The organism is Pseudodesulfovibrio sp. S3 (genome assembly GCF_004025585.1).
In the GTDB taxonomy this organism is placed as follows: domain Bacteria; phylum Desulfobacterota; class Desulfovibrionia; order Desulfovibrionales; family Desulfovibrionaceae; genus Pseudodesulfovibrio.
In genome coordinates, this window is sequence record NZ_QTZO01000006.1 from 138,024 (window position 1) to 161,894 (window position 23,871).

A 23,871-nucleotide genomic window follows, 5' to 3' on the forward strand; every position below is an offset into this window, starting at 1 on the left:
CTATTCGCTCACAGGTTCCACCGGCCATTCCACCGCGCCGGGGAATCCCGCCTGTTCCGGCACGTCGCAGAGTCCCTCCCGGTACGTGTCCCATTGGACCAACGTTGCTGAGAGGGCGGTCGTGTCTTCTCCGGCAACACTTGCCAGGCGTATTTGACGCTCAAGCTGCAATACTTTCGCATCGCTTGCGGCCATCAACCCATCGCGCTCGGCACGGACATTCACAGCCTTGCGCTCGGTGTCGAATTCCCAAGCTCCAGCGGAATCATCCCAGACAGAATATGTCCCATAGGTCGGCTCCAGGGCCGTGTAGGTATCCGGCACGGTTTGCCCTTCGGCCACGTACATCGTCTCGCGGGTAGCCTTGTTGTAATACGGCGTTTTGTCGGTGGTATTGGGGTAGCCGATGACCAGCCAGCCGTCGGTCAGGGTCTCCACGGGGTCGCCCTTGGATTGGGTGTTGGGGTCGCCGGTCCATGGCTCGTATTTAACCGGGGTCACGCCGATAACTGCCATACGCTCAATCCATGCCGCCTCGCTTTCGGCGGTGCGTCGGGTGAGGTAGGAGGCCGGGTAAACTTGGCCGTTGTGGTTGACCTGTTGCGCCGCATGGGTGGTGCCGTCTATGTATTTAAAGATTTGCATGACTATCTCCTTATTGATCTATTTTGATCGGGCCGATGCAGTCGCCATCGCCACCAAAGCCGCTCCGCTGGGCGGTGCCGTACAATGGCGCATATCCATCCACCCCGCCCGCAAAGCTGATATCCCCTGTAAATGTCCATGCGCCTCCGTGAAACAATCCGATCAGGCCGCCTCCAGACGGGCCGCCAACAGCCGCGCTGTACGCTACTGCCGCCGCTCCTTCGCTTTCAAAACTGCCAGTGCCGGTGACTCCTCCTCGAGAGATTAACAGCAGCAACCCCCCAGTGCCGTTATTCCCATTGGGTGTGCCTGACCCTCCGGGGTTCCCAGACCCTCCGGGATAATAATTTGTCAATCCGTTGGCGGAAAAATCTCCTCCCGCCCCTCCGTATGGTGCAGCGTCATCGCCAGTGATGGAGCCATGTCCGGGGCCACTACCCGGGCCTCCAGAGAAACAAGTCCCGTCGCTCGCCTGACCTGCATAGCCAGTACCCCCAGAGTTCCCCATATGGCTGGCTGACCCTCCTCCGCCGGGGGCATTTGCTTTGGTGCCTCCAGACGGGGCGATATTTCTAACACCATCGCCATACCCGCCGCCCGGTTCGGCTCCAGTTCCACCCACACGGGGTATCGCAATGACCACCCCGTTGCCAGTAACCTCGGGTTGATTGGCCTCGCTATCCACGACGGTCTGCCCACAGCCATAGCCGAGCGTGGCATCCGTATGAGTATCCGTGTGGCCAGCAGCCAAACGGCGAATAATCAGCCCCTCCGACGGCACAGCGTTGCCGTCACTCGGGGCCACCGGTGTATCGCTGGTGACCGTGGCGTCCGCCGGGTTTGCATGGCAGCCACGGGCGGTCATGGACAGGGTGCCGTTGATGGTGGCATTGCCGGTGCAATAGATCAGCAGCCCCCGGCAGCGGTTGGCAATGGTCAGCAAATACCCTTCGTCAACGGTCAAATTTACAGCGTTGATCACGACCATATCGCCGTCCTGCTCGGACGGGATGGACACGACCGAATCGACGAGGGTCCAGGTGGAAATGGTTGACCAGGTCACGCCGCCGTCGAAACTTTGCTCGGCACCGGCAGAGGTGATGCGGATGTCGCCGTCACTGCCGTCACCAAACCAGTTGCCCTTGCCGGATTTGGCGCGTTGGATTCTGCGTCTCAGCCAGGACATTACTCGGCCTCCTTGTAGCTGTATTCGGCAGTTGCCAAAACCTTGACCTTGCCGTCTTTCGGGTCGGTAAATGGTGCGAGGTAAATGCGGTCGATGGTCCCGGCGTCAGTCTCCGGCTCGTAGCCCTCGCCGTCGGGCCACAGCAGGGCCGAGGGCATGGTGCATGCCTTGCCGCCGGGACCCTGCACGATGGTCAGGTCGTAAGCGTCGCCGGGGCGGTATCTACCGATGACCATTTCGGTCACGTCGTCGTCCAGGTACAGGATGGCCGAGGGGACCACAGAACAGTCCCAGGCAACAGTGCCATCCTCTATTTCCAGCAAGGCCTGCTTATACCCTTGGGGAGCGGAGTAAGTATGGGATTCAGAAAGGAGGTCAGTCACTTCTTCGGTTTTGTGGGTATGGTCTTTTGCGGCCACAACGCCGCCCATATCCCCGGCCAACGTCATCGGCCTGCAATCCGTTACCACTCCTGCCGCGTCAACCATGGCGACCTTCTGCCCGTAGTGGCCGTCGTTGGTCCCGTCCACGTAGTCTCCGGGATCCGCGAACACGATAGAGGCCACGGCCACCCGGTCGGAGTCCTGCTGCTGCAGGGCCACGTCCAGGAACACTTCGGCAGGCAGTGCCGGGGAAATGGTCTGTTGCGCGGCCAGGGCTATGCGGATGCCCTCCACGTAGGCGATGCCGGGCTGAACCTTGAAGGCCCCTGCATCGTTGACGACCAGGTAGCCGTCACCGAAGAAGCAGGCACCGCCGTAAATGTCGCGGTTTGACAGCCGCTCTCGTTCATCAATGCCCTTGAGCCGGGCCGTGAAGTCGATCTGCCAGGTGGACGCCTCAACGGTTATATTGGTCGTGGCCTGGATGCCGGAATATTCCAGCATGAAATTGCGGGTCAGGGCGTTGCCCATGACCGGATGGGCCGTCTTCCACTTGGAAAGAGTGGGGCAGTAGGTGATGGCAATGACGGCATCGTCAGCCGAAGAGTAAAGCCCCACCCAATTGAAGTCGAAATCCCCGATGTCGGAGGTCAACAGCATGGAATACACGACCTGGTTGGGGTTGATATACCCCTTGTTTTCTTCCGGGAGGGAGTATTCGTAGACGATATCCCCGGCATCCGGCAGCCCTTCGGTTCGGTCCACGGCCCCGGAAGGGTCTATCCCCTCCAGTTTGGCAAGGATGAATCTGTCGATGACAAGCGCGGTTTCCTGGTTTTGGTGCAGGGCGATAAGGTTCTCGCCTGCATTGGTGATGGCACTGCTCATGGTGGCTCCTTACAGCTTGGCGGTGATGACCGCCGAGTCGTTGTTGAATTCGTCCAGGCGCGGCCCGATGGAGAGCGGCGGCACGGACGCGCAAAAGGTTTGATAGTCGTTGTCGAATGTCTCCACCCTGATGCTTATGGGCAGCGGTGAGATGAGGGTCCATTCATACCGGCGGCAGGTCCGGCCATAGTGCTGGATGAGCTCCTGCAGCAGGGCCTGGTTGTCCGCTAGTTGGGTGTCGGAGAGCTGCAGGCCGATGACGTCCCAATCCCGGCCCGGCATCCGTTCTTCAATTTCAAGGTAGCCCACGCCCAAACGCTGGAAGATGCGCTTGAATCCGGCCACGCTCCCGGCATCTTTCGCGTTGATGTAGGCGTACTTCACGCGCAGCCGGTACAGGGCCAGCGGTTCGCCGTTGAAGCGGCTGATATCCCGCTGCCAGGCTATGAGGTCCAGAACTGTTTCCGTGCAGGTTTCCGGGTCCATTTGCTGCACAGGCCAGATGGCCCAGCCCATGAGTAGCGCGAACCATTTTTGCGCGGCTCTGGCGAGCTTGGTCAGCTCCGGGCCGGACATCCAGAAGGGCAGGGTGACTTCAGGGGTGGTTTCGTCAGCCATGTTATGCCCCTATCTCCACGGTCAGGGTCCCAAGGACGGGCAGGTCCATTTCGGACACGATATCCCCGGCTCGGTCGAACTCGACAGAAAGGAGGTTCGGCAGGCTGGCATGCAAATCCTTGTCGAGTTGGGACAGGGAAAAACGGCCATACGGCCAGGTCAGGGTCATGGTGAAATCGGTGTTTTCCCGGAAGGCGCAACGGACCATGTCTTCCACACTTCGGAGCAGAGACGCTTGCTTGTCCGTGTCCAGGTTGGGGACGGGGTACACGGTCACGCTCAGGTCGTAGGCCGTCTCCGGCATGGGAAAGCACACCATGTCGTCGCCGTGACCGTGGTTGCCGGAATCGCGCACATAGGTGTTGATGTTGTCCACAAATTCCTGCGGCGGCGCGCCGGTGGCGATCATGATAAAACAGTTGGCAGTGCCGGGACCACGGGGTGCATTATGTTCGAAGTAGAGATAGTCCGTGCGGATCCCGGCATACTCGGCGATGCAGGCCTTGTACGCGGCGTCGTGGTGGTACTGGCCTACGGCACTGAATTGGTTCTGCCCCCGCAGCCGGAGTTCCTCGTTGGACTCTTCATCCGCTCCCGGCGTGGTCAGCCAATCCGAAAGGTTGGTCACGGACGCAATTCCGGGGATGGGTGCGGCCAGGATGGAATAGTATCCAGGGCCGAGGTTGTACGCGGATCCCGCTTGTTCGGCCTCGACCGGCGCGGTGAAGGTCAAGCTTCCATCCGGGCAGGTCGTGTCGGCGGTCACGGTCACGCGGTAGACGTAGCCGTCCAAGGTCGGGCTTTCGATCACGGTGCCGGAGGGGACGGTCAGCTCCCCGGCAGCGGTCGGTCTGGCGAAGGTCACATTGCCGACCGCCTTGGTGCTGGCCTTGCGGGTCAGGTCCACCCCCCACGCATAGACGTCGAGCCACGCCCCGGAGGCGTATTTCAGAAACAGGTTCGGCAGGGCGGTCTTGACCAACAGGGAAACGAGCAGCTTGCACGGTGTCGTGACAATGGCCGTGATGAGCTTCCAGAACGGACTCCACTTTGAATCGTTGGTGATGAGGCTGCCTTCATCCTCGTTGATTTGCTTCCAGCGCGCGGTCATGTCCGCTTCGGTGGTGGGGATGCCCGCCTCGGCCAGCATGGACTCGAACAATTCCTGGCTCATGAAATCTCCACGGTTGAGTAGATGGGGCCGAATTCAACGGTTTCGGCCTGCAAGTAGAAGACGCCCAGGGATGTCTCGGTGATCTGGCACGTTCCGGGGACAATGCGTTCGTCGTTGTCCACTTCGAGGGTCAGCTTGACGATGTTCTCGGCTTTCTTCCCCTCGTCGCGGTTGCCTACCAGTTCGACAAGCAACCCTGTTTCCCGGATCATGTGGACCAGATCCTGGGCGATGGAGTCCCGGTCACAACAACGCTCCGGGATACCCCCGACGTCCAGGGTGATGTCGTCGTCGGTGATGAGGATGTCGAAATATTTCTCGTCGGGCATGGGCTATGTCCCCGTGTAGAGCATTTCATCCAGGGCCTGTCGGGTCATGGGCTGCTCGGAGTTGATGGTGACCTGGCCGATGGACCGGGAGTTGCTGCTGTTGTTCGCCACGGTCTTGGCGATGTGGTTGGTCACGCCGCCAGGGGGCAAGTTCGTGCGCTTGGAGGCCTCCAGGGACGGGGAGGTCGTCGGGGCTGCTGTTTCGCTGCCGAATCCGAAGAACTCGCCTATGGCCCCGATATGGTCCATGACGAATCCGATGGGATTGACCAGGGCCTTCAGTCCGCCAAGCACCACGTCGATAACCTTCATGATGGCTTGCCCCCAGGATGTGTCCAGGAACGCGGCCTTCAGGTCGTCCCACCAGTAGATGGCGGCGGCAACGGCAGCGATGAGGGCAACGATTGCCAGGACGATCAGCACGGCAGGGTTCGCGGCCATGGCTGCGTTGACCAGCCACATGACGCCCTGGAAGGCGAGCAGGACTCCTTTGCCGATGATGCCTTGCTTGGTGAACAGGGCCAGCCCCCACTTGGCAGCGGCGAGGGGACCACTCAAGCCGATGAAGCCCAGCTTCATGAGGCCGGTCACTAGGGTGAGCGCGCCCATTACTCCGGTCAGGGTAATGACGGCCAGGACCCCGTATCCTATCCACCGGGTCAGGTTTGGATATTTGCCCATCCAAGCTGTCATGGTCGCAGTGGCGTCGGCTATGCCGTTGATAAGCGGATCCAGGGCCGGGGCAAGCCCGTTGCCGATGCCGATGGTCAGGGCCGTGACGCCCTGTCCCAGGCGTTGCATCGGCGTGACCATATGTGCGGCCATCTGCTCGGCCTTTTCCATGCCCTTCACCTGGCCTAATTTATCCATGGCCCCGGCCAGGCCGGTGGTGTCAGCCATGAGCAGTTTAAGCATGGACACTGCCTCGTCGGAGCCGAAGGCATCCTTCAGGGCATCCGATTCGGCCACGCTCAAGGTGTCGCCGAATTTGCCCTTGAGCTTGCCCAGGATGTCCAACATGCCGAGCATCTTGCCGTCTGAGTCAACAAAGGAAAGGCCGAGTTTCTTCTGGGCCTTGCCTGCCCCAGCCAGAAACGCCTTGTACTTGGTCCCGGCCTCGGAGCCGGACATGGTCGCCTGGAGCTTGCCCATGACGGCCATCTGTTCGACGACATCAATTCCGGCAGATGTGGCGTTGGCTCCGACGGCAGTAAAGGCAGAGGACATCTCGGATCCGGTTGTCTTGAACAGTTGGATGGCCGTAGCCGTCTGACCGGCCAGTTGCTTGACCCAATTGACCTTGCCGATTTTTTCGGCCTGGGCCTTGAAGATGCCGTACATGGTCCCCATGTAGTCGGTCATGGTGTTGGAGTCGGACTTGCCACCCACGGCAAGGACGTTGGCGACATTGGTAAACTCCGCCAGGTCGGTTCCCTTAAGTCCATTGATGGAGGATTGGATGTCGTAGGCAGAGCGGACGAATCCGTCCGCAGCTCGCCCGTACTTGATGGAGTATTGAAGTGCTTTTGTAGACAGGCCTTTTAGCGTGTCCTGGTCCACGTCCAGGCTGCCGACCTCACCCAAGGCCTGGCGCATTTCTTCGGCGGGGTTGATGAATTTCATCATGGAATATCCGGCACCGGCCACGCCAGCCGCGCCCATGCCGACCTTTTTGAAGGCCTTTTCCGAGGCGTCTGCCATGGACCCCATGACGCGCTGCACCTTGCGGATCGGCCCGGACACTCGTTCCAACAGGTCAATGGTGAAGGTCAGTTTTTCCAGCTTGGCGCTCATGCTATTTCCCGAATGCCTTGGCGATGCCGTTGGTCACGGCCACGCTCATTTTTTCCCAGTGGTCCTTTTCCAGGAACAGTGCCTGCCCCAGCGAGTCGTCGGACACCGGGCGATTCCCGAACCACTTCCAGTGGAGGGCCAGGAATTGCCCGATGGCGTCCTGGCTTATTCGCTCGGCGGCACGCTCGACTTTCCCACGGTGATGGACAGGGCGGGGGTGTATTCCTGAACAAGGTTGCCGACGATATCAATGCCAGCTCCGGGGAGTTCCAGCAGCTTCTTCAGCGCGTCCTTGTCGTCGGCGACAACGGTACGCATGAGGAAATTTTGTGCCGGGGCAACCTTGCTGGTCGGCTGCATTTCGTTGACGAACTTATTGTAGTCGTCATTGTCCACTTCAAAGCGGATATCGTCGCCGTTGATGGTCAGGGTGATGTTTTTCTTCATGGTGTTTTCCTCCAAAGGGTTAACGTTTCATCATTTCGAACAGCGAGCGCAGGCCGAGCAGGGCGACAGCGGAGGTGCAGCCCCAGACCATGCGCTCAAGAAATTTGATCTTCACCGCGTGGCCCTGGCATTTGCGGGAATCGTTGATAGACTTGACGTCCTGCTGGATGTCCTTGACCCGTTCGTCGATGCGCGCGAGCAGGATCTGCATGTCCTCGCGGTCCATGGCACTCATTGCCGAACCTCCCCGGCCCACCGGCGGAGTTCCTTGATCTTGCCGAGGCAATCCGCATGGGCCGCATGCAGCCGAAGCATGTATTCGCCCACGTCGCTACCGCTCATAGACGAGGGGGGAAGTGGCGGCGCGTCCAGGCACCATTGCAGCTCCGGCGGCGGGGTCAGGATCCTCACCTCCAGCTTCGGAATCAGGACCGTCTGCGGTTCCGGCGTCCTCCCCGCGCAGGAGGTCAAAAGCGGCAACAATAGCAGGGTGGATAGGGCAATCCTTTTCATGGTCCGGCCTCGTTATCTTTTTGAGCTGGGCGATCTGCCCGGCCAGTTTGTTCAGGCTGTCGCTCCGGGCTGCCGACACCCGCGCCGACAATTCCAGGTCGGCTTCCAACCGCGATCTCTCCATGGCCCACGCCTCGGCATTCTGCCGGGCTATGGATGCGGCCTGCAGTAGATCGGCCTGGGCCTGGTCCCATTTGTCCTGGTAGTAGACGGCGTTATGCTTGGCGTGTTGGTAGTCGTTCCAGTGCAGGGCCAAAGCTGTGATAAGGGCGGCGGCGAGCGCGGCCAGCAATGCCCACTTGAGCCAGCCCCAAGAACTGCTGAAGATGCCCGTCACGATGGAGGCGATGGACGTCAACGAGAGCATGTGATTTCTCCATACCAGCGGTGGATGCGCTGGTTGTAGATGATGGTTTCCTGGGCATGCCTGCCGGTCACGGACGGCAAGGCCGCGATGATGTCAGCGTACCTTGATGCGCCACCGGCCAATCCCTGAGCCTTAAGGATGTTGCCGAATCCGGCATTGTAGGACGCCCTGGCCAAGTCCCATCGGTCAATCTCTGGCCGGGGCGAGGTCCATGCGTTGCGAAGTCTGACCATGTAGTAGGCCCCGGCATTGACCGCTTGTTTCACAAGGTGGGGCGAGACGCGCCCATATCCGAGTTGGCGGCAAACGTCGTCCCATGTTCCTGGCATGAATTGGGCCAAGCCTCGCGCTCCGACAGGCGATACCGCTTCGGGATTGAGCTGGCTTTCCTGGTACAACTGCGCCTTCCACCACTCCCATCGGGATTCTTCACCGCGTGGCCACCAGCGGTGGACAGCTTCCTGGATGTCGCTGTCGTAACGGTCGGGGATACCGCCTGCATGCGCCGGGGCGCACCCCATGAGCAGACCGGCGAAGAGGCAAAGGGCCAGGATGCGCAAGCCGTGATAGAGCGCACTTGCCAGGGGATCCTGCCGGATGGTTGCCATGGTGCCTTTCCAAGGGCGTCCGCTGCGTTTGTCCAGGAAGCGTAGTCCGTAGAACAGCAACAGCGCGGAGGTGAGGGTATAGACGAGGTCGATGAGAAACGAGAGTCCGGCTACTTCGGGCATGCTTCCTCCGATCCGGTTTGGCACTTTACACAAAGCGTTACGCCGGGGATTGCTTGGCGGCGCGCCTCCGGGATGACGTGGCCGCATTCGGCGCACGTCTCCCGGCTGGGCGCGTCGGTGTGTTTCATTCCGGCGTTGGCAATGGCGGTGTCCCGCGCCAACCGTTCCATGTCGCTGCCGATGTCGCAAAAATCTGCCATGGTCGCGCCCTAGATCAGGTTCTTGATTTCTTCGGCATCCAGATACGGGACGCCGTTGATGTGGATGAAGTCGGGGCTGGTGACTTCGAAGGTGACCTTTTTGACGCTCTTTTCCCCACCCTTGGAGTCTTCATCCAACAGGCTGGACAGCTTCAGCTTGCAGCCGAATGCCTCCACCTTGAGCTCCTCCTTGTCGGTCTTGGCGTAGGTGTGGATGTCACAGGTAGGTAGGGCGCGCCAGGAACCGGCTGCCTTGGCCTGTTCGGAAATCAGGTTGAAATTGGTGATGTCCAGCTCGATCTCGCCGGAGGCCTCCACATCGCCGATGACATACCCGTCGGGGACGCCTTTGGTCTTGGCGACTCCGCTGTTGTCCGTGATCTCCAGGGAGATTTTTTCCACATGCACCAGCAGGTCGCCGATGGTGGTGTCGAAGGATTTACCGGATATTCTCATGACGCCTCCTATTCAGCGTAGTTGGTCAGGTCCAACAGGATGTTGCAGGTGATGGCCTTGGGGCAGTTGTAGGGGCGCACGGTCATGTAGATTTCCACCGCTGTCTTGGTGGTCCAGGAAATGACGATGTCGCCTTCCTTGGGCGGTTCGATCTCGCCGGGGAAGGTCACGCCCAGGATGGCAACTGATTTGCTCATCTCACGCAGAGGCCGCATGAAGTAGCTCTCATGGTAGGAGATGGACGCGGGGGTGGAGTTCAGCTTGCGGTCGCCGATCTTGGCGATGGCCAGGGGGTATACCTTGCGCATGGCCTTGTGGACGACGCGCAGATTTTCAATGACCTGGTAGTCGCCGCCGGGGACGTCCAGGACATTGCCGTCGCCGAAGTACACGCCAGGATAATCCGGATACCATTGCGGAACCGACCAGCGTTCGGTGTCCAGTGCCGTCAGGGTGGACATGGATATCTCCACGTCGTCTTTATCCACGGGCTTGTCGGAGCGGATGCCCACAACCGCGCCGGTGATGACGCGCATGGGTGTGTCGGCAACGGTCACGGAGGAATTACAGAGTCGTCCGGCGTATGCGCCCTGGTCATCTTCCCAGATGGTGGCGACCGGGTTGATCTGGTCGCAGGCCAGCTCGTTCAGCAGGGCGTTGCGGCTGGTTGTGAAGTCGGACCAGGATTCGGTTTCCGGGTCGATAGTCTTGCATGTGGGGATAAAGATCATCGGGCGCATGTATTGACCCATGATTTCTTCAGCCTTGACCTGCATGGATTCGATCTCCGAGGACTTGGTCACCGCATCGGTGATGACGATGGCCTCGCAATTCATGTGTTCCATGGCGTAGTCCACGGCGGTGGCCCAGGTCTGAACCCCGTCCAGGGGATACACGGCGGCGTTCCAGTTCTGTCCAGCGTTGACCATGGCAGCGGCGAGCTGCGTTTTCAGGTTGCTGGCTGCCGAGCCGAGGGTGACATCCAGATCCGTGTCGTTGTTCACGTTCAGCAGCTTGCCCTCATTGGTCCCGGCTCCTCGGCCAATGAACAGGAAGTATCGCTCGACATCGGCGATATCCCCCTGCAGGAGGTTGAGTTTGTTGACTTGTACCTTGCCCAGTGCCATAGCGGACTCCTGTTTTAACGGTTGCCGATCTCAGCCATGGTTTGTCTGGCGAGGTCGTTCAGAAATTTTTCTTCGGTTCCGGGCTTTGGCCCGAGGAACGGACGGGCAGCGGGCTTGACTTCCCAACTTTGCTTGCCGCGCTTTTTGCCGTCGCGCATCTGCCGGAGGATGGCCCCGGCCTGGCCGCGCGACAGGTTTTCCGTGATCCATTTGATCGGCACCCGACGTAGGGTGTGGCCCTTGCCGCGCGATTTCTTGACGCGAAGCTTGTAGCCTTCCGCTTTCAGTGCCTTTGCCTGTTCCCTGGTCGCGGGTTTTGAATAATCCGGGACCCCATATACCTTCCGCGCTTTGGAGGCTGTCCATTGTTCCGCGATGCCGTTTTGGTGCCGGTCAGCCAGTTGCGCCGTCATGGAGTTGCTCCAGGTCACGTCCACGCGATCGGACCCGCGCATGAACGGCTTCAGGCCGCGCCCGAACCCACGCAAGAGCTTCCGTCTTTTGCGCGTGTCCTTGCGCCCCTCCATGGAGCGACCATAGGTGGTCCGCTGCTGACGTATGTTGGTCTTGGCTTCTTTGATGATTTCGCGGCCCATCCGCATGGTGATATTGCGGCGTGTCCGGCGTGGCAGGGCAACAAGGGCCAGTTGCTCACGAAGGCGGAGCCGCCCGTCTGGATCTGTGTTCAGCTTCAGGACGGGGCTATTCTTCGACATCGGCACGCCCCTCCATGTCGTCCAGTTCCTCGGCAACATCGATGGGGACGTCCGCGACACGCCATCGCTGGCCGTTGTAGTGGATGGGGCCGTCTTCATCCGGCACGATCTCCAGCGACTCTTCAAAGTCGATGGAGAGTTCAATGTCCGCAGTACGGTCATCGTTGAGGGAAATGTCTATTTCGGGGTCTGCCAGGCCGAGGGCTTCGCGCTTCGGATCATGCACCTGCAGCCAGGCCGTGACGAACGCCACGAACAGCATGCCGTCGTCCCGGTAGCCTTCGACCTGGATAACCGCGTCATACTTGAACCGCCCGACTTCCAGACCATGCCCCAGGTCGCGTCCGGTGGGGACGATGACGCCCTGGTCAGCAAATGAATGGATGTGGTTACCGGAGGCTCCGGCCTTCTTCAGGGCTTGGGTCAAAGCTTGCAACAGCCTCATATCAACTCCACTGTCACCCGGCCCACGCCGAGGAAATCGGCGATGGCCTGCTGTGCATATTCCAGGAACTTGCCTTCGGTTTCCGCGCTTTCCTTGGCTTCGTTGCTTGCGGCCTCGCGCCGGTCGATGGTGGGATACTGCTGCAACAGAAAGGCTTTTGCGTGGCAGAATACCGCCTTGCGATAATAGACAAGGAGCAGGGATTCGCCGTTCAGCTTGGAGTTGTGAACGGCCTCAAAGGTTTCGCTGTCACTGGCCGACCGCCATGCAGCAAGTTCCTTGTTTGCCCAGGCCATAGCCAGGACAAGGCCATCAACAAGCATGCCTTCAGGGTATTCCATGGGCATCCGGTAGCTTTCCTGGAATTTGGCAATGGAAAGGTTAGGCCACCATCCATCGTTGGTAACGATGGTGGTCGATTCTTGGGTGGCGTTGCCGGAAAAACTCATGTTGTATCCTTTGTTGGCTGCCCCCGTCGGCCTGATTCCAGGCTATTGCCCGAACAGGCCTTGGGGGCAGCAGCGTATGGAGGAGCTACTTGTCGGAGTCTTCGGCTGCCGTGGCCTCTTCAGCTTTGGCAGCTTCAAGTTGTTTGGTGACCTCGGCCAATTTGGTTTTGACTGATTCGCCCAGGTCATAGGCCTTCTGCAGGTATTCCTGCGCGGCTTCGAGGTTGCCTGCCTCGTCTTCGAGCAGGCCCTTTCTTTTGTAGAGTTTGCGGGAAAGCTTGTCCGTGATGTCCCATGCGTCTTTACCGTTCGCGCCGGTCATGGCGTCGAACAGGGTGGAGAAATACGGCTCCACGGAATGGCCGTTATCCATCTGGTTTCCGGCCCATGTTTCCACGGATCGGGCCATGACGGTCTTGACGTCGCTCTTGTACATGTCCGAGGGCATGCCGATGCCGCTGTCGATGCAGTAAAAGCCGATCTCCAGGGCCAGTTCCACGCTGGCGACATCAAAGGACCAGACCATGTAGTAGGGCAGCAGGTCGTGTGCCCACCCCTTGTCCATGAGGCGGTGTACATATTCGAGGTACTTGGGAATGAGAGCTTCCCGTTTATGCTGGTCTTTGGCCTCGCGGGATTTGATGCCGGACAGGGCCTTCAGATCCTCGCCCAGGGCGGAGTCGAGCAGATTCGAAAGCTGATCCTGTCCCATGGAGGCCTTTGCGCCGTCGGGGGTGCCGACCACAGATGGGGCTGTGCCTTTTTGGTGTTTCTGCTGGTGTCTCTTCATCAAACTCATGGTGTACTCCTCCAGAGTCGAAAGGTTGGTGAGGGGGCGGCGGGGCCACCCCCCTCTGTGCAAATAAAAGGAAGACTATTGCCAACCGTCACCAGTGGCGTTCGGCATTTTGACGTTGTCGTCTTTGAACTCCATGCCCGTGAAGGCGCGAGGTTCTTCGACCACGTAGCCTTCATTGCGGGAGTTGAAGTCTTCCCAGCGGTCCTTTTCAGGCTTGTCCTTGAGGTGACGTCGCCAGGACCCGGATTGGTGGTAAATGGAAAGGTTTTTGTAGCTGGTGACGACCATGGCTCGATCCGGGATGAAACTCGGAGTTTCCCAAGGCATGCCGCCGATCAAGCTCAACGCCTGGTCAACGCCGGATTTTTCGGAGGGGGTGTTGCCCCATTTCTTGTAAAAAGTGCCGGTGCGGGTGCCGATCAGTTCTTCACCGACCAGGACAACCAAGTCCTTGCGCAGGTAGGTGGGGATACCCTGGCGGAGGTCGTGGGCGGCATCGTCAAGATTCTCGTAGTCGCCGCCGGGACCGATGCGGATTTCACCGGGAGTCGCGCCTCCGGTCAGGAGGTTGCCAGCCAGCTTTTCACGCATGTATTGGAACCAGCCTTTGTTGACGTCCTGGAGGAGCGGGTGCGTTTTAATGTCGGTGTTCGCCGCAGCCTCTACACCATGCCAGCCGATCATTACCCGGTCATTGGCGATCTGTTGCTGGACGTACGCGGTGTACAATTCCCCGAGGTTGGGGATTTTCTTGGCCCATGCGTCGAGGGTTCCGTATTCGATGTACACATCGGAATCGGTCTTATAGAGCTGATATGCCCATTCTTCGAGGCCGAGAATGTTACGAGGTTGGCGTTCAGTGTTGCCGTCCGAGGTGTCGGTGCGCCCGGAGGCGGGGCTGTTGGCAGAGCCGAGTACATTCTTTCCGGCCAGTTCTTCGACACCGACCACGTTGATTTTTCGGAGAAAGTCTTCCTTCTCGACAATCTTGTCCTGGAACCGTTGCTCCAGTTCGGGGGTGACGCTGAACTGGGTATGGACGTTTTCCACCCCGTAGTTCTGCGCGAGCTGAACAAGGAATGCACCGAATGTCTGTCTGGTTGCAAACTTCATGACCCCTCCTACAGGTAGTCTGCGCCGGGGGTGGCGGGCTGTGCTGTTTCCGGGGTCTGGGTGCCGGGGTTGACCTGTTCAAAGCGTTTGGTCAAATCATCGACCTTGGCGGCGAAGTCGGTCTTGAGGGCGTCCAGCTTGTCGTTGAAAGGCTTCATGGCTGCCGAGATATCGGCGGCGAAGTCCTGCTTGCCCTCGTCGGAAGGCGCGCCTTTGTCGGTGCCGGGTTCCTCAACGGGCGGCTGTGCGGCGAACTTCTGTTCAAGCGAGGCGAGTCGCTTGTCCTGGTCGTCGAACTTGCCCATGAGCTGATTGAACTGCTGTTCGTTCATGGTGTCCTCTTCAGGTTCGGGGGTTGCCCCCTGGTTGTGGGGAGAATTGAAGCCGAATTTCCGCATGGCGTTGGTGAACCATGACGGGGCTTCGGATTCCGATTGGCCTTCCTGCAGGTCGCCGAGTTCGACGCCGTCAACGAAAAGGTCGCCGGGGTTCTGCTTGCGGTGGGAAAAATGGAGTTCCGAGGTGCCGAGACTGGCCGGGATGTCCGTCACGGCCAGGCCGGCCAGGTAACACTTGCCGGACTTGGCAAAGTCGGGGGTCAGCTCCATGGAGGTGAACAGCTTTTGCTTGTCCTTGTTCCGGGATAACAGCCATTCATTGGGCTGGAGCCTGGCGTACAAGCTGACGATGCCGTCTTTTTCTTCGGTCTTCAGGGCAACGACTTTGCCGAAGTTGCCGTAGAAGCGAAAATGGTCCACCCAAATCAAGGCGGTGTACGTATCGAGATTGTAGGTTTCGGCGGCGTCCAGCAGCCATTGGCCTTCGATCTCCCGTCCGTCCATGGTGGGACCGGACTGCCCTATCTTTTTCCAACCGGTAGTAAATGTGTTCGGCATGACGCGAGAATACGCGTGTGGGAAAAGAGGATGCAATAAAACCCATTCCTATCACTGCAAAATCGGAATGGAATAAGGCGCGGTCCATGTAGTAGCAATGTATTGATACTGCATGAATCAGCATGCCGACGAAGTCATACAAGCCGCAAAATCAATGTACCTGCGCGGCAACAAGGTTAACGAAATTTGCAAGGCCTTGGGCATCCCGAAGCGCACGGTTTATCATTGGCGTGGAATCGGGAACTGGAATGACCTGCTCGTTGACGAAGGGGCATTGCAGTGTGTGGCCCGGCGTTACACGCTGCTCATTGAGCGTGACGGCAAGACGGAGCGCGAGCTGAAGGAGCTGGACCGGCTCCTGGAGCATATGGTGCGCCTGCGCGAAATGCAGGTCCGTGAGATGGAAGCGGCCAATGAGGAGCGCGACCAGGGCAAGCCGCCTGTCGGTGGCCGGACGCGCAGGCCGAAGAAGAAGCGCGGGAAGATCATCAAGAACGATGTCTCCCACCTCACGGCCCAGGACTTTAAGGACGCCTTTCATTCCCACTACTATGAATACCAGCATGAGCTGCGCCGCAACAAACATCATCGAACCCGCAATATTCTGAAGTCCCGCCAGATCGGGGCCACCTGGTACTTTGCCCAGGAGGCGTTCGAGGATGCCACGCTCACCGGCGACAACCAGATATTCCTTTCAGCCACCCGCCGTCAGGCGGATGTGTTCCGCTCCTATATCGTGGCCGTGGCAAAAGAAAAATTCGACATCGAGCTGAAGGGCAAGGATGAGATAGTCCTGCACACGGCCCACGGCACGGCCACCCTGTATTTCCTGTCGAACAATTCCAAGTCCGCGCAGTCCTACCATGGGCATGTCTACATCGACGAATATTTCTGGATCACGAAATTTGACGAGTTGTACAAGGTCGCCACCGGCATGGCCGCGCATAAGAAGTGGCGGCGCACTCTGTTCTCCACGCCGTCCGCAGTCACCCACCAGGCGTATGACCTGTGGACCGGCGACCGTTTCAACAAACGATGGAAGCGCAAGAACAAGCGGCAGGAGTTCCCGTCCCTCAAGGAATGCCGGGCCGGTGCCATCGGGCCGGACAAGGTGTGGCGGTATGTCATCACTTTGAAGGACGCTGAAAAGGGCGGCTGCGACCTGTTCGATAGCGACGAACTGCGCCTGGAATACAGCCCCGACGAATTCCGTAATTTGTTCATGTGCGAGTTTGTGGATGATACCCAATCCGTGTTCAGGCTGCATGATCTTGAGGCCTGTTATTGCGACATGGACGAGTGGCTTGATTTTGATCCGGACGCGCTCCGACCGTTCGGCGACATGCCGGTCTGGGGCGGCTATGACCCCAGCCGACACCGGGACGATTCGTCCTTCGTGATTCTGGCCCCGCCGCTCAAGCCGGGCGGGAAATTTCGGATACTGGCCCGGTTCAAGTGGGTTAATAAGTCCTTTTCATGGCAGGCGGAGCGCATCAAGGAACTGACCGAACGGTTCAATTTCGTTCATATCGGTATCGACATCACCGGGCCGGGCTATGGCGTTTTCGAGAATGTGAAGGCGTTCTTCCCGGCAGCCATGCCCATTCACTACAGCCTCACCACCAAGATTGAACTTGTCCTGAAGGGCAAGGATGTCATTGAAAGCGGTCGCCTGGAATGGGACGCCGGACAGTCCGACATCGCCCACGCTTTCCTGACCATCCGGCAGGATACCACCAGCTCCGGCATGGTCACCTACTCGGCAGGCCGAACCGAGGCCACCGGCCATGCGGACGTGGCCTGGGCCATCATGCACGCCCTCTACAACGAACCGCTGAATGTGAAGCATAAACAGAAAGTCATCATAGCCTGACGTTCATAAGGAGTATCCATGAGCGAATCCCATATCTTTACTTTTGGCGAGCCGGAAACGGTTCTGAAGGGCGCGATCTTTGACAATCTCGGCGTCTATTTGTGGGACAACGGGCGGTACTATGAAACCCCTGTCCCGCTGACCGGCCTGGCCCGGCTCCTGCGCGCCAACGCCTACCATGGCCCGGCCCTGGGCTTCAAAACCATGCAGGTCATGCGCGGGTTTAAGGCCTCCAGCGCGTTGAGCCGCAAGGCCATGAAGGCCATGACAAAGGACTATCTGGTCTTTGAAAATGGGTACTTCCAGAAAGTCCGCAACTTCCTTGGCGAAGTGGTCGAGCTGAAGCACCTTCCGGCCATCAACATGCGGCGCATGAAGGAACCGGACACCTATTGCATGCTCCAGATCTACGGCGAGCTGGTCCCGTTCAAGCAGGGGGAAGTGCTGCACCTGAAAAGCTATGACGTGACCCAGACCATTTATGGCCTGCCCGAGTACCTGGGCGCGATTCAGTCCATGCTCCTGAACGAGGACGCCACCCTGTTCAGGCGCAAGTATTATCGCAACGGCGCGCACATGGGCTACGTGTTTTATTCCTCCGGGGATCTCGACAAGGCCGATCAGGAGACGTTGAAGGAAAAGATCAAAGGCACCAAAGGGCTGGGCAACTTCCGGTCCATGTTCGTGCATATCCCCAACGGTCAAAAGGATTCCATTCAGATCCTGCCGGTGGGCGACTTTTCCACTAAAGACGAATTGAAGAAAATCAAGGATCTGTCGCGGGACGATATCATCGCGGCCCACCGGATGCCCCCGGCCCTGGCCTGCCTCATACCGCAGAACCAAACCGGCTTTGGCGACATCGTCAAAATCGACGCCGTGTACCAAAAAAACGAGATTCATCCCATCCAGGACGAACTGGCCGAGGAAATAAACGAGGTGCTTTTGCAGCGCGACCAAATCTCGTTTGACCGTGAAACTGAAAATCAGGCAGTGTGATGAATCTACAAGGAAAACACCATGGCCTTCAGAGTATATTGTCCCATCTGCAAACGAGTCGCCCGAATCGAAAGCTCGAACTCCATGAGTCGCCAGTTCAAGCAGGCCTATTGCGCCTGCTCGAACCCGGAGTGCGGACACACGTTCGTGATGAATGTGGAGTTTTCCCACACCCTCAGTCCATCGGCCTTGTCCCTTTCCAAGGAATTGCGCGACAGGATCCGGGAGACGGCCCCCACGGAACAGGGGAGTTTGTTTTCAACGGAGCCGATGGGCGGTTGATCCACAAGCAAAGCCCCGACACGAATGCCGGGGCTTGTAACTAGGCGGAGTAGGCGAGGACGGCAAAAGCGCCCTCACTGGAACGGTGTAGCAGCACCGGACCACGACCAAGGCCGCTACTCCTACCCATTTCACAATGGGTTCGAGCGTGGTAGCAGCCGAGGCAAAACCTGTAAAGGTGTATACCCCATGAAAAGTCCCCTCTGTTGGGTTGGCGGCAAGTCCAAGCTCGCCAACCAGATCCTCACACTCATCCCCGAACACAAACACTACGCCGAGGCCTTCGCCGGAGCCGGTTGGGTTTTCTTTCGCAAGGATCCGAGCAAGTACGAAAGCCTGAACGACATCAACGGCGACCTGGTCAGTTTTTACCGTGTCCTGCAAAATCATCTCGAGGAGTTTTGCAAGCAGTTCAAATTTATCCTCTCCTCCAGGGAAACCTTCACCGACTTCAAAGAGCAACTGGAGTCCGGGGGCCTGACCGACATTCAACGCGCTGCGCGTTTCTACTATCTGCAGCGTCATTCCTTCGGCGGCAAGGTGACTGGTCGGACCTTTGGGGTGGGCGTGGACAAATTCCCGCCGGTCAATCTGATTCGGCTTGAAACTGAACTTTCAGAAGTCCATTTGCGCCTGACCCGTGTGACTGTGGAGAACTTGCCCTGGGCTGAGTATATCCCTCGTTACGACCGGTCTGAGACATTTTTCTATTTGGACCCACCGTATTATGGCACGGAGCATTTCTATGGCCGGGGGCTATTCAGCAAGGAAGACTTCGCCCGGCTGGCCGAGTTGTTGTCCAACCTGAAGGGGAAGTTTCTGCTGTCGCTCAACGACTGCCCTGAGATACGCGAGACATTCGCGGCCTTTGACATCTTGGACACCAAAACGAAGTACACGGTGGGAGGCGGGGGCAAGACAAAGACGGCGGGTGAGGTCTTTATTAAGAATTACTAGGAAGGAGGAAGCCCCGGTTTAGACCGGGGCTTCTCTTCGTTCTCCATGGAGGGGAGAGGCTACTTCGGGGGAGCATGAAGAGAGTCAATTGGAACTAAACGTGTGCCATCGATTTTTTCTTTTACCTCTTTTGATAATTCAACTTCTGGAGGAATAACGAGTTTTAAATCATGATAGTGATGTTTTTTACCGGCTTTTGCCCAAAAGCCTTTATGGTCGGAGTTAAACACCGCTTGAAGGATAGAAGAGTAAATTGATAAATCTTCTTGAATACCGTTAATCTCTCTATGCTTTGCTACAATTTTTTTTAATGAATCAAAATCTAGATTGTAAGTTTTACATAAGTTAACAATGGTTTCAGATAGTCGTTTCATATTGTCAGGGCATGCGGATTCATTCCAATTATCAAGAATCCATTTGGTGACATTATTAACGTTGTCATGGGTAATGGATGAGGCCGTTGGCAAGCAGATATCCGAGACGGTTTCAATTTCTGAAAACATTATGTCAGCATGGTTCAAGATGGCTTTCAGTTGGTAAACTAAACGTTCTTTTCCCCACTTGACCTCTTTGCATTTATAAGTGAAATCGTGGGTAGCTTCTCCCCAGGCCTTTTCTAAAAGCGTTTTTATTTGGACTTCAAAAGTCATCCATGAATATGGTTTTGGCCCAGCAACTCTTTCTTTAAGTCGTGCGTACAGCCTGATTCCATCAAAGAAAAAGGAATCAGCTGATACGAGTTTTTTAGGCCTTTCGTTTATGACGTTGAAACTATTGTAAATGAATTTTTTAGCAGTATCGATATCTTTAAGATTCAATACAACTATTTCGCAGCCATAAAAATCATCAATTTCCTCGATAGATGAGTACATCCCCATTTCAATTTTTTGAGCAAAACTAATTTCTTCTTTAACTCGTTCGGAAAAAGACCATTTATTTTGTTCTGCATAGTCTTTTAGAATCCCACTGACTTCTTTTCCAAGAGGCAGTGCATAGTCTTTGAGCTCGCTGTGAAGATCCCGTATGGACTTAGAGACTTTCATTAGATTTTATTCTGCCCAGCCAAGGTATTCTATTAGTGCTTCATGGCGTTTTTGTCTTGGCCCTTTTTCAGTCGCGGCCCCGGTGGTGTATTGGTGGTATTTATACGCTGCTTGTGTACTGTTATCTTTAGGTAATTCTTCAATTTCAAAGTCTGCTGTGCTGAATTGATCACCTTTTTTGAGGAGCGAGCAGAACATTTTGCTAAGGTTTTTTGTATCCTTACTCTTTTCGAGGTTGAATGAGACTAAAGCCCATAAGCTGTATATGTGGGTGAGTGGTTTTTTGCTTATGTAATTCATTAGTTCTGGGTCATAATCGATAACTTCTTGGATATATTCTTTTACTTGTTTGAAGTTTTCTTCAAACAAGTCGATGTCTTCTTGAGTTACTGTCTGAAGTTCTTCTTGCTCATTATCTTGGTCTTTTTCTGCATCGTATTCGTCTGAGGGTAATTCATTAACGTCAAAATCATATTTGACATACAGTTCGTTAAGATTGCTTTGCGGAAATCCTACAAAGTCTTTTTCAAGCATCACGAGCATAAGTATTGAGATGAACTCAGTGTCGCGCATTCGTTTGCTTCTTCCCCGAGTAGACACTTTTAAATCAACCCAGAATTTTGAACCAGCTTCTGCTTCTGCTCTCTTTATAAGCCATCCGTTGAAGCGCGCATGGCGTAACTCTTGGTCCTTGAGGGTTTTTTGATTTGTATTAACTCTGTTAAAAACCTCATCCCATTGAACATCTTCCTCACATTGAAGTTGTTCTACAGAAAAAGAGTAATTGAAAAACTTGTAGCGGTAGGTCGGGTCACTTTCTATATCTTTCCATTTTTTCCCGACGAGCTTTGGGTCAGAAAGTGTATCCGGCAATGCAACTTTATTTTGATAAAAAAGGAAGATTGTTTGAAGGCGTTGTTTTCCGTCAACAACATTATATATAACTGAGGTCTCAGTGATTTCTTTTTGTAGATATATGGCAGGACAGGGGTAGTTGCTGAAAATTGTATCGAGGAAAAATTTTCTATCCTTCGGACCCCAAACACTCTTGCGCTGGTAGGGAGGATCAAGTTGCAGCTTTTCTGCTTCGTACATATCAATGAACCAGCTTAGGTCCTGATTTCGTTGCTCTCTTCTGATTTCCATTGGTTATCCCCTGAGTCTTCTTCGTTTTACTCGAGTGTATAGTTCGTGGACCCTTAATATGTCGTTGTTTGACATTCCATCTATAGGCTGAAGGATTTGAAGATCGTTTTTGTGTAGAAAACTTTCTATACAATCTTTCTTTTCAAATCTAGATAAAAACTGCCCGTAATTATTCTTCGGGGCAACGTATGGCAATGGAAGGCTTCTAAACTCTTTGGGCGTTAGCTCCAAAACCCCGCCCCCATAGTAGCGACCGAATAGTTCAGAGCACAGAAGGGTGAGGGAATTGTAAAAAGACATTATGAGTCCTTCAATGGCAAGTCCTTCGTTCATTCTGATTCGGTATGCCGCGTCTGTAACAAAGACATCTGCTTGATTGTCGATGATTTTTGGATAGGCGTGGCCTCGCTTGAAAAAGAATCCTTCACTTTTCCATATTGAGGGAATGTCAAACCATCTTTTGCGTTTAAGGCATTTGTAGCGCGCCGGGATTTTTTCTGAATGACCTAGCGATAGATAATCGTTAAGGCCTTTATTGAACTTGTCCGCATCTAGCCCATTAAGATCAAGAAGATAGCAGGGTTTTCCCGTTGCCCGTAATTGGTCGAAGCTTTCTGGGGTGATTCTGGTAGAGCCATTGACGAATGTTCCTTTCTGGATAATTGGCTTAACGTATTTGCCGAGAGAATAGGTATTTGCAACTTCTTCTGACACTATGAAATAGTTGTTGGCTGCAGTTACAATTCCAGCAACGGACTTGCAGTATTTTGATACAGGATGACACTTGGCTACGAGGTTATTTACAAAAGCAAGGTCGTTGGCATTCAGAACAAATGAAGTCCATTTTGTGTTCTCAGCAGCTTCGTGCTTGGTGAATTGAACTGAGTCCGAATTGAGTTCTTCGATAGAGTCAACTTCCGTAAAAAAGAAGCCTTTTTCATTTGCTTCCTTGTAAGCCAACAGGATTACAGTGTCTTGTTCTAACGCCTTGAAGGCTAGTTTTCTGAAAGAAATGATTTCAATTCTTGAGAAGTTATTCAGCAAAAAGTTTCTGATTTCTTGAGCGTACTTTACTTGTAGCAATTCTGTCGGAATGACAAAAGAAAGAATGCCATGTGTAGATAATAGCGAAGAAGATTTGATTACAAAGGACGTCCAGATATTGGAGATTTCTCTGTTTGCTAAGCCTGCTTCGATATGGACCTGTTTGCAAATAGCGGTCTGGGTAGACGTTAAGTTTTTTTTATTAATATAAGGCGGGTTACCCAGAACTATGTCGTATTCGGTGGGTGCTTTCCATAATAGAAAGTCTTCGTTGTAAAAAAAAGCAGAAGGGAAACTTTCTTGGGCTTTATGGAGAGCGTTGCTGTCTGTCTCAACTGCGTTGATTCTGAAGTGATTAGCCCGCTCATTTTGGGCCAGGGAGCGTAGAAAAACTCCATCCCCACAGCTTGGCTCAAGAATGCGGACTATTTCTGTGGCTTGCGTTTTTTTTAGTACCCGTTGAGATATCCACAAAGCGAGCTGCGTGGGGGTGTAAAAACGTCCGTTTTCTTTGTTTTGCACAGTCTTTTAGCCAGTTTTAGCAAAGGGTTTGAGATGTGAGTCTTATAATAAAAATGTAATCTTATTGGGTTGTCAAAGAGTTATCATGTCCACCCATCCAAGTCTAGATGCGCCCTTTCAGTAAGCCAGCAAGGCCCGACAGCATGGACGCTGCCGGGGCTTTCCTTTTACCTGCCCTGTGGGGAATCCAAGGCCATGAGGCATTCCTGAAGCCGATATTCCAGGAGCGTCAGCAGCGCGCCCAGGTTTGTCCCGTTATTTTGTTCAGCAAGAAAGCTGAGACTGTGGGCAACAAGGGATAGTCTATTCAAAGCGTCATCAATGGTAATCTGTTTCTGTTCGAGCATGAGTGTCTCCCAATAGAAGATAGTGGATGAATTCCCCTCAAAGGAAGGCCAGCGTGTCCGCTTCCTGACACGCTGGCCTATGGGGTGCATCAGCCTGCTAAATAGATGCCCGGCTAAAAGAGTTTGAGATGCTCCATCAAGTCGATCTGCTTGGTGATGAATGTTTTCCCGACTCGCCTTGTCTGCGTATAGGTGATGCCCGATTCAGGCCTGGCAGAACAGTGCTTGAACCTCTGCGCCTGCTCACGCGTCAGGCTATGGCCGGAATCCAAAACGACGAAGCGGTCATTAGCTCTTATAATCTTTACTGAAATTCCATTCATAAGCAGATAGTCACCGGCTTCCATAGTGGCCCTCCATTTCCTCCACGGGGGAGGGGGCA

Annotated in this window: 29 protein-coding genes; 4 read left to right on the forward strand and 25 right to left on the reverse strand. The window is 55.5% G+C overall.

The window, feature by feature from the left end; genetic code table 11:
* The 20 genes from DWB63_RS08970 to DWB63_RS09065 all read right to left on the reverse strand — a co-directional run bounded on the left by DWB63_RS08970 (position 1) and on the right by DWB63_RS09065 (position 15,276).
* Positions 1–645 carry a phage tail assembly chaperone gene (locus DWB63_RS08970; RefSeq protein WP_128328491.1) on the reverse strand — a complete coding sequence of 215 codons (645 nt, stop codon included), beginning with the start codon at positions 643–645 and terminating at the stop codon, positions 1–3.
* A 10-nt stretch (positions 646–655) separates the two neighbouring features.
* Complete coding sequence (locus DWB63_RS08975) at positions 656–1,831, reverse strand: hypothetical protein (RefSeq protein WP_128328492.1); 1,176 nt, start codon at positions 1,829–1,831, stop codon at positions 656–658.
* Complete coding sequence (locus tag DWB63_RS08980) at positions 1,831–3,102, reverse strand: phage tail protein (RefSeq protein ID WP_128328493.1); 1,272 nt, start codon at positions 3,100–3,102, stop codon at positions 1,831–1,833. Before DWB63_RS08980 ends, DWB63_RS08975 begins: the two co-directional genes overlap by 1 nt.
* Before the next feature lie 9 nt (positions 3,103–3,111).
* Positions 3,112–3,720: a phage tail protein gene (locus tag DWB63_RS08985; protein WP_128328494.1), complete on the reverse strand. Its 609-nt coding sequence runs from the start codon at positions 3,718–3,720 to the stop codon at positions 3,112–3,114.
* Position 3,721: 1 nt separating this feature from the next.
* Entirely contained in the window at positions 3,722–4,894 is a 1,173-nt protein-coding gene (locus DWB63_RS08990) for a baseplate J/gp47 family protein (protein ID WP_128328495.1), read from the reverse strand.
* Entirely contained in the window at positions 4,891–5,223 is a 333-nt protein-coding gene (locus DWB63_RS08995; protein WP_128328496.1) for a DUF2590 family protein, read from the reverse strand. Before DWB63_RS08995 ends, DWB63_RS08990 begins: the two co-directional genes overlap by 4 nt.
* Positions 5,224–5,226: 3 nt before the next feature.
* On the reverse strand, positions 5,227–7,017 hold the full coding sequence (locus DWB63_RS09000; protein ID WP_128328497.1) for a phage tail tape measure protein: 1,791 nt from the start codon (positions 7,015–7,017) through the stop codon (positions 5,227–5,229).
* A gap of 165 nt (positions 7,018–7,182) precedes the next feature.
* Positions 7,183–7,464: a putative phage tail assembly chaperone gene (locus DWB63_RS09005; RefSeq protein ID WP_128328498.1), complete on the reverse strand. Its 282-nt coding sequence runs from the start codon at positions 7,462–7,464 to the stop codon at positions 7,183–7,185.
* Positions 7,465–7,483: 19 nt separating this feature from the next.
* Positions 7,484–7,699: a hypothetical protein gene (locus DWB63_RS09010; RefSeq protein WP_128328499.1), complete on the reverse strand. Its 216-nt coding sequence runs from the start codon at positions 7,697–7,699 to the stop codon at positions 7,484–7,486.
* A 96-nt stretch (positions 7,700–7,795) separates the two neighbouring features.
* The gene (locus DWB63_RS09015) at positions 7,796–8,344 is read right to left on the reverse strand and encodes a hypothetical protein (RefSeq protein ID WP_128328500.1); all 549 of its coding nucleotides are present in this window, start codon (positions 8,342–8,344) and stop codon (positions 7,796–7,798) included.
* Complete coding sequence (locus tag DWB63_RS09020; protein ID WP_128328501.1) at positions 8,332–9,075, reverse strand: transglycosylase SLT domain-containing protein; 744 nt, start codon at positions 9,073–9,075, stop codon at positions 8,332–8,334. Before DWB63_RS09020 ends, DWB63_RS09015 begins: the two co-directional genes overlap by 13 nt.
* Positions 9,063–9,275 (reverse strand): TraR/DksA family transcriptional regulator, encoded by a 213-nt coding sequence (locus DWB63_RS09025; protein WP_128328502.1) that lies wholly within the window; start codon positions 9,273–9,275, stop codon positions 9,063–9,065. Before DWB63_RS09025 ends, DWB63_RS09020 begins: the two co-directional genes overlap by 13 nt.
* A 9-nt stretch (positions 9,276–9,284) precedes the next feature.
* Complete coding sequence (locus DWB63_RS09030; RefSeq protein WP_128328503.1) at positions 9,285–9,731, reverse strand: phage protein; 447 nt, start codon at positions 9,729–9,731, stop codon at positions 9,285–9,287.
* A gap of 8 nt (positions 9,732–9,739) precedes the next feature.
* Complete coding sequence (locus tag DWB63_RS09035; RefSeq protein WP_128328504.1) at positions 9,740–10,858, reverse strand: DUF2586 domain-containing protein; 1,119 nt, start codon at positions 10,856–10,858, stop codon at positions 9,740–9,742.
* A 14-nt stretch (positions 10,859–10,872) separates the two neighbouring features.
* Positions 10,873–11,574 (reverse strand): virion morphogenesis protein, encoded by a 702-nt coding sequence (locus DWB63_RS09040; protein WP_128328505.1) that lies wholly within the window; start codon positions 11,572–11,574, stop codon positions 10,873–10,875.
* The gene (locus DWB63_RS09045; protein ID WP_128328506.1) at positions 11,561–12,019 is read right to left on the reverse strand and encodes a phage tail protein; all 459 of its coding nucleotides are present in this window, start codon (positions 12,017–12,019) and stop codon (positions 11,561–11,563) included. Before DWB63_RS09045 ends, DWB63_RS09040 begins: the two co-directional genes overlap by 14 nt.
* Complete coding sequence (locus DWB63_RS09050) at positions 12,016–12,468, reverse strand: head completion/stabilization protein (RefSeq protein WP_128328507.1); 453 nt, start codon at positions 12,466–12,468, stop codon at positions 12,016–12,018. Before DWB63_RS09050 ends, DWB63_RS09045 begins: the two co-directional genes overlap by 4 nt.
* A gap of 85 nt (positions 12,469–12,553) precedes the next feature.
* The gene (gene gpM, locus DWB63_RS09055) at positions 12,554–13,267 is read right to left on the reverse strand and encodes a phage terminase small subunit (RefSeq protein WP_128328508.1); all 714 of its coding nucleotides are present in this window, start codon (positions 13,265–13,267) and stop codon (positions 12,554–12,556) included.
* A gap of 75 nt (positions 13,268–13,342) precedes the next feature.
* The gene (locus DWB63_RS09060; RefSeq protein ID WP_128328509.1) at positions 13,343–14,380 is read right to left on the reverse strand and encodes a phage major capsid protein, P2 family; all 1,038 of its coding nucleotides are present in this window, start codon (positions 14,378–14,380) and stop codon (positions 13,343–13,345) included.
* Between the two features lie 8 nt (positions 14,381–14,388).
* Positions 14,389–15,276: a GPO family capsid scaffolding protein gene (locus tag DWB63_RS09065; RefSeq protein WP_128328510.1), complete on the reverse strand. Its 888-nt coding sequence runs from the start codon at positions 15,274–15,276 to the stop codon at positions 14,389–14,391.
* Positions 15,277–15,388: 112 nt separating this feature from the next.
* Here DWB63_RS09065 and DWB63_RS09070 point away from each other — a divergent pair, with 112 nt between their 5' ends.
* From DWB63_RS09070 to DWB63_RS09085, 4 genes are all read left to right on the forward strand, one after another.
* Positions 15,389–17,149, forward strand: coding sequence for a terminase family protein (locus DWB63_RS09070; protein ID WP_128328511.1), 1,761 nt, complete (start codon positions 15,389–15,391; stop codon positions 17,147–17,149).
* Positions 17,150–17,167: 18 nt separating this feature from the next.
* The gene (locus DWB63_RS09075; RefSeq protein WP_128328512.1) at positions 17,168–18,148 is read left to right on the forward strand and encodes a phage portal protein; all 981 of its coding nucleotides are present in this window, start codon (positions 17,168–17,170) and stop codon (positions 18,146–18,148) included.
* 21 nt (positions 18,149–18,169) lie between these two features.
* Positions 18,170–18,430 carry an ogr/Delta-like zinc finger family protein gene (locus tag DWB63_RS09080; RefSeq protein WP_128328513.1) on the forward strand — a complete coding sequence of 87 codons (261 nt, stop codon included), beginning with the start codon at positions 18,170–18,172 and terminating at the stop codon, positions 18,428–18,430.
* Positions 18,431–18,619: 189 nt separating this feature from the next.
* Complete coding sequence (locus tag DWB63_RS09085; protein WP_128328514.1) at positions 18,620–19,387, forward strand: DNA adenine methylase; 768 nt, start codon at positions 18,620–18,622, stop codon at positions 19,385–19,387.
* 59 nt (positions 19,388–19,446) lie between these two features.
* On the opposite strand, the gene DWB63_RS09090 is transcribed toward DWB63_RS09085, so the two are convergent.
* The 5 genes from DWB63_RS09090 to DWB63_RS09110 form a co-directional block, all read right to left on the reverse strand.
* Positions 19,447–20,430, reverse strand: a complete 984-nt coding sequence (locus DWB63_RS09090) for a RelA/SpoT domain-containing protein (RefSeq protein ID WP_128328515.1) — start codon at positions 20,428–20,430, stop codon at positions 19,447–19,449.
* Between the two features lie 6 nt (positions 20,431–20,436).
* Complete coding sequence (locus DWB63_RS09095; RefSeq protein ID WP_128328516.1) at positions 20,437–21,576, reverse strand: DUF262 domain-containing protein; 1,140 nt, start codon at positions 21,574–21,576, stop codon at positions 20,437–20,439.
* Positions 21,577–21,579: 3 nt separating this feature from the next.
* Positions 21,580–23,142: an N-6 DNA methylase gene (locus DWB63_RS09100; RefSeq protein WP_128328517.1), complete on the reverse strand. Its 1,563-nt coding sequence runs from the start codon at positions 23,140–23,142 to the stop codon at positions 21,580–21,582.
* A 167-nt stretch (positions 23,143–23,309) separates the two neighbouring features.
* Positions 23,310–23,489 (reverse strand): hypothetical protein, encoded by a 180-nt coding sequence (locus DWB63_RS09105; protein ID WP_128328518.1) that lies wholly within the window; start codon positions 23,487–23,489, stop codon positions 23,310–23,312.
* Positions 23,490–23,602: 113 nt separating this feature from the next.
* Positions 23,603–23,836: a hypothetical protein gene (locus DWB63_RS09110; RefSeq protein WP_128328519.1), complete on the reverse strand. Its 234-nt coding sequence runs from the start codon at positions 23,834–23,836 to the stop codon at positions 23,603–23,605.
* Positions 23,837–23,871: the final 35 nt, after the last annotated feature.

Excerpts from the sequence above, each read along its gene's own strand:
- DWB63_RS09085 (WP_128328514.1), top strand. The coding sequence starts at position 18,620 with ATGAAAAGTCCCCTCTGTTGGGTTGGCGGCAAGTCCAAGCTCGCCAAC.
- DWB63_RS09015 (WP_128328500.1), bottom strand. The coding sequence starts at position 8,344 with ATGCTCTCGTTGACGTCCATCGCCTCCATCGTGACGGGCATCTTCAGC.
- DWB63_RS09040 (WP_128328505.1), bottom strand. The coding sequence starts at position 11,574 with ATGTCGAAGAATAGCCCCGTCCTGAAGCTGAACACAGATCCAGACGGG.
- DWB63_RS08980 (WP_128328493.1), bottom strand. The coding sequence starts at position 3,102 with ATGAGCAGTGCCATCACCAATGCAGGCGAGAACCTTATCGCCCTGCAC.
- DWB63_RS09025 (WP_128328502.1), bottom strand. The coding sequence starts at position 9,275 with ATGGCAGATTTTTGCGACATCGGCAGCGACATGGAACGGTTGGCGCGG.
- DWB63_RS08990 (WP_128328495.1), bottom strand. The coding sequence starts at position 4,894 with ATGAGCCAGGAATTGTTCGAGTCCATGCTGGCCGAGGCGGGCATCCCC.
- DWB63_RS09010 (WP_128328499.1), bottom strand. The coding sequence starts at position 7,699 with ATGAGTGCCATGGACCGCGAGGACATGCAGATCCTGCTCGCGCGCATC.
- DWB63_RS09045 (WP_128328506.1), bottom strand. The coding sequence starts at position 12,019 with ATGAGGCTGTTGCAAGCTTTGACCCAAGCCCTGAAGAAGGCCGGAGCC.
- DWB63_RS08970 (WP_128328491.1), bottom strand. The coding sequence starts at position 645 with ATGCAAATCTTTAAATACATAGACGGCACCACCCATGCGGCGCAACAG.
- DWB63_RS09105 (WP_128328518.1), bottom strand. The coding sequence starts at position 23,489 with ATGCTCGAACAGAAACAGATTACCATTGATGACGCTTTGAATAGACTA.
- DWB63_RS09090 (WP_128328515.1), bottom strand. The coding sequence starts at position 20,430 with ATGAAAGTCTCTAAGTCCATACGGGATCTTCACAGCGAGCTCAAAGAC.
- DWB63_RS09110 (WP_128328519.1), bottom strand. The coding sequence starts at position 23,836 with ATGGAAGCCGGTGACTATCTGCTTATGAATGGAATTTCAGTAAAGATT.
- DWB63_RS09005 (WP_128328498.1), bottom strand. The coding sequence starts at position 7,464 with ATGAAGAAAAACATCACCCTGACCATCAACGGCGACGATATCCGCTTT.
- DWB63_RS09020 (WP_128328501.1), bottom strand. The coding sequence starts at position 9,075 with ATGCCCGAAGTAGCCGGACTCTCGTTTCTCATCGACCTCGTCTATACC.
- DWB63_RS09060 (WP_128328509.1), bottom strand. The coding sequence starts at position 14,380 with ATGAAGTTTGCAACCAGACAGACATTCGGTGCATTCCTTGTTCAGCTC.
- DWB63_RS08995 (WP_128328496.1), bottom strand. The coding sequence starts at position 5,223 with ATGCCCGACGAGAAATATTTCGACATCCTCATCACCGACGACGACATC.
- DWB63_RS09075 (WP_128328512.1), top strand. The coding sequence starts at position 17,168 with ATGAGCGAATCCCATATCTTTACTTTTGGCGAGCCGGAAACGGTTCTG.
- DWB63_RS09050 (WP_128328507.1), bottom strand. The coding sequence starts at position 12,468 with ATGAGTTTTTCCGGCAACGCCACCCAAGAATCGACCACCATCGTTACC.
- gpM (WP_128328508.1), bottom strand. The coding sequence starts at position 13,267 with ATGAGTTTGATGAAGAGACACCAGCAGAAACACCAAAAAGGCACAGCC.
- DWB63_RS09065 (WP_128328510.1), bottom strand. The coding sequence starts at position 15,276 with ATGCCGAACACATTTACTACCGGTTGGAAAAAGATAGGGCAGTCCGGT.
- DWB63_RS09000 (WP_128328497.1), bottom strand. The coding sequence starts at position 7,017 with ATGAGCGCCAAGCTGGAAAAACTGACCTTCACCATTGACCTGTTGGAA.
- DWB63_RS08975 (WP_128328492.1), bottom strand. The coding sequence starts at position 1,831 with ATGTCCTGGCTGAGACGCAGAATCCAACGCGCCAAATCCGGCAAGGGC.
- DWB63_RS09095 (WP_128328516.1), bottom strand. The coding sequence starts at position 21,576 with ATGGAAATCAGAAGAGAGCAACGAAATCAGGACCTAAGCTGGTTCATT.
- DWB63_RS09070 (WP_128328511.1), top strand. The coding sequence starts at position 15,389 with ATGAATCAGCATGCCGACGAAGTCATACAAGCCGCAAAATCAATGTAC.
- DWB63_RS09080 (WP_128328513.1), top strand. The coding sequence starts at position 18,170 with ATGGCCTTCAGAGTATATTGTCCCATCTGCAAACGAGTCGCCCGAATC.
- DWB63_RS09035 (WP_128328504.1), bottom strand. The coding sequence starts at position 10,858 with ATGGCACTGGGCAAGGTACAAGTCAACAAACTCAACCTCCTGCAGGGG.
- DWB63_RS08985 (WP_128328494.1), bottom strand. The coding sequence starts at position 3,720 with ATGGCTGACGAAACCACCCCTGAAGTCACCCTGCCCTTCTGGATGTCC.
- DWB63_RS09030 (WP_128328503.1), bottom strand. The coding sequence starts at position 9,731 with ATGAGAATATCCGGTAAATCCTTCGACACCACCATCGGCGACCTGCTG.